Annotated in this window: 3 protein-coding genes and 2 pseudogenes; 3 read left to right on the plus strand and 2 right to left on the minus strand. The window is 42.4% G+C overall.

Annotation, left to right across the window (positions count from 1 at the left end; all coding sequences use genetic code 11):
- Positions 1–50 precede the first annotated feature (50 nt).
- Positions 51–467 (plus strand): annotated as a pseudogene (locus ACM0OS_RS28755) (TniQ family protein); the annotation flags it as partial.
- Between the two features lie 115 nt (positions 468–582).
- Here ACM0OS_RS28755 and ACM0OS_RS28760 read toward each other — a convergent pair.
- On the minus strand, positions 583–885 hold the full coding sequence (locus ACM0OS_RS28760) for a hypothetical protein (RefSeq protein WP_414546586.1): 303 nt from the start codon (positions 883–885) through the stop codon (positions 583–585).
- A gap of 220 nt (positions 886–1105) precedes the next feature.
- On the opposite strand from ACM0OS_RS28760, the gene ACM0OS_RS28765 reads away from it, so the two are divergent.
- Positions 1106–1366, plus strand: a complete 261-nt coding sequence (locus ACM0OS_RS28765; protein WP_414546587.1) for a helix-turn-helix domain-containing protein — start codon at positions 1106–1108, stop codon at positions 1364–1366.
- 2 nt (positions 1367–1368) lie between these two features.
- Here ACM0OS_RS28765 and ACM0OS_RS28770 read toward each other — a convergent pair whose 3' ends face one another.
- Entirely contained in the window at positions 1369–1518 is a 150-nt protein-coding gene (locus ACM0OS_RS28770; RefSeq protein WP_414546588.1) for a hypothetical protein, read from the minus strand.
- 108 nt (positions 1519–1626) lie between these two features.
- On the opposite strand from ACM0OS_RS28770, the pseudogene ACM0OS_RS28775 reads away from it, so the two are divergent.
- Positions 1627–2514: pseudogene (locus tag ACM0OS_RS28775) on the plus strand (hypothetical protein); the annotation flags it as partial.

Consider the following 2514-nt stretch of genomic DNA (forward strand, 5'->3'; position numbering starts at 1 on the left):
TGTTTTTTCAACTTGAGACTCCAAAAAGTTTTCTGCACCACTAAGCTCTCAGCCTGCCTTCAGGATACTCTTTAGGAAAAATTGCTGGTCTTGGTGCTGTTACGGGACGATGGGAAAAACTGTACTTTAACCCATTTCCTACTCGACAAGAGTTAGAGGCTTTGGCATCTGTGGTGGGAGTTAATGCGGATAGGTTAACCGAGATGCTACCACCCAAAGGGGTGACGATGAAACCACGACCTATTCGATTGTGTGGTGCTTGTTATCAGGAGTCACCTTGTCACCGAGTAGAATGGCAGTTTAAGGATGTGATGGTATGCGATCGCCACAATTTACGCTTGTTAACAAAATGTACTAACTGTGAAACACCATTCCCAATTCCCGCCGATTGGGCAGACGGTAAATGCCCTCACTGCTTGTTGCCTTTTACAAAGATGGTGAAGCGTCAAAAACAGCTTTCAAACTAGCTTGTAAGTTTCAATAAGCGATCGCACTTCCACTCATAGTCTCAATAACGCCAATAAGAAAGAGACGGGAATGCTCCGCGTCTCTGGGCGATGGGAAATTATTGATGATGTTCTGTTACGCTACATCTGCTACTAGCAAGCCATTCACAGCTATGATGATCAACTGCGCTTGCAAAGGAGTATCAAAGCAGGGTCTTTCATCACTATTACAAGGCTGGGCTACCCATTTACCCTCCAGGTTTTGATAAAAAGTTCCTAGCAATTGCCAACCGTTCCAAACTCGATATAGTTCTCCAAAATCATCAGTTATGGAGTCAATTTCGATTTCTGGTGGTGCTGGATCAGTTAGCTGGTCAACGTAGTCGTCAAACTCTGATTGCGTCAAAGTTTGGTCGTCAAAAGTCTCTTGTGTAATCATGTGAATAACCTCACTGATGGGGTTTTACAAAGTGCGATCGCAGTCTCTTCCCGGAGGGCGATCGCCTTTGTTTTGTCTATCAATTAATCTACGTCTCACGTAGATATACGTCAAGAGTAGATTTATAAAACTTAGAATGTTATAAATCTACTTGTAATATTGGATACTCAGAAGTAGAGAAATCTGCGTCTAGCAGCAACTAAACTGGGGATGTAGTAATATGCCTATCAATAAAGTGATTCGCTGGAAATTAAATGAAGTGATGGCGCGTAAGCGAGTTAGAAATAAGGACTTGGCAGAGTTGCTAGGGATAACGGAAAATTCAGTTTATAGGCTTCGCAAGGTTGACGAAATGCCACGATTAACCCCAGAAAGGTTAAACGGTATTTGTAAGGCATTGGATTGTCAACCTGGGGAGCTTTTGGAGTATGTACCCAATGATGACGATAGCAAGGTAGTTTCTAGCGTTGAAGTGGCGTGATTTTAGTGTGATTTTAGGGTGTTAGGAGTTGAGCGATCGCCAAGCAAAAATAACAAATGCGTTGGCGTAGCCCAACCCAGGCATCGCATCCATCCTATTTTTACCTGACACTCGTAGTGTGCGATCGCAAAATCAGTGTGTTGTCTGTTCACAAGTAAAAAACACTCATCCACGAGGTTCTTTCATTGTCAGAAACACATCATTTGTGATGAAATTCTACATTTTTCTGGAATTTAGGGTGTTGGTGTCGAATTTATCTCATGATAAAGTTGCATCTCACACCATTACTCATGAATGAACAGCGTCAGCAAGCTTATCTCAACCTCATTCGCAGTCTGTTAGATTCTTCCAGTGGTGAACAAGCCGAGATTTTAGCAGCAAACCAAGAATTACTTGATGCTGGCTTTGTGCAGAAGGTAAAAGAAGTAGCACAGATGTGTTCTCAACACGGGGATGAAAATACAGCTAATTGGTTGCAAAGTTTGGCAATGCAACTAAGGGAAGCGTTGAATCTAGATACTAAAGTAGATTTGCAATCTCTCAGTGAGGAGGAAATACAGACATATTACCAATTCTTGATGCAGGTACTACAAGCAACCGTAGAGAGTGAGGGTAATTCTCAGGTAGTTTACCCCTTGCTGACAAAGAATACAGACAAACTCGATGGAGTATTAGCAGAAATATTGCGCCGTTGGGGGACAAATACACTGGGGAAGCTAAAAGCAGATGAAGCGAAAAATTTAGCATTAGTTATTTTTACATTTAGCAATCGAATTCAGCAATTCCCTTTGGGTGACAAAGCCAGCAATATGGAAATTGCCATTACTGGCTATGAAGTCGCGTTGACAGTCTACACCAGAGAAGCTTTGCCTCAACAATGGGCAGCAACGCAAAATAATCTCGGACTTGCCTACAGGGAGAGAATTAAAGGAGACAAGGCAGAGAACATCGAAATTGCCATCGCTGCTTCTACTGCTGCTTTAACTGTCAGAACCAGAGAAGCTTTGCCTATTGATTGGGCAATGACGCAAAATAATCTTGCAAATGCCTACAGAGAGAGAATTAAAGGAGACAAGGCAGAGAACATCGAAATTGCCATCGCTGCTTATACTGCTGCTTTAACTGTCAGAACCAGAGAAGCTTTGCCT

Source organism: Nostoc sp. CCY0012 (assembly GCF_963920855.1).
Taxonomy (GTDB): Bacteria; Cyanobacteriota; Cyanobacteriia; order Cyanobacteriales; family Nostocaceae; genus Cyanocohniella.

What these genes read in the sequence shown, in the direction of transcription:
- ACM0OS_RS28765 (WP_414546587.1), top strand. Translation starts at nt 1,106, where the DNA reads ATGCCTATCAATAAAGTGATTCGCTGGAAATTAAATGAAGTGATGGCG.
- ACM0OS_RS28760 (WP_414546586.1), bottom strand. Translation starts at nt 885, where the DNA reads ATGATTACACAAGAGACTTTTGACGACCAAACTTTGACGCAATCAGAG.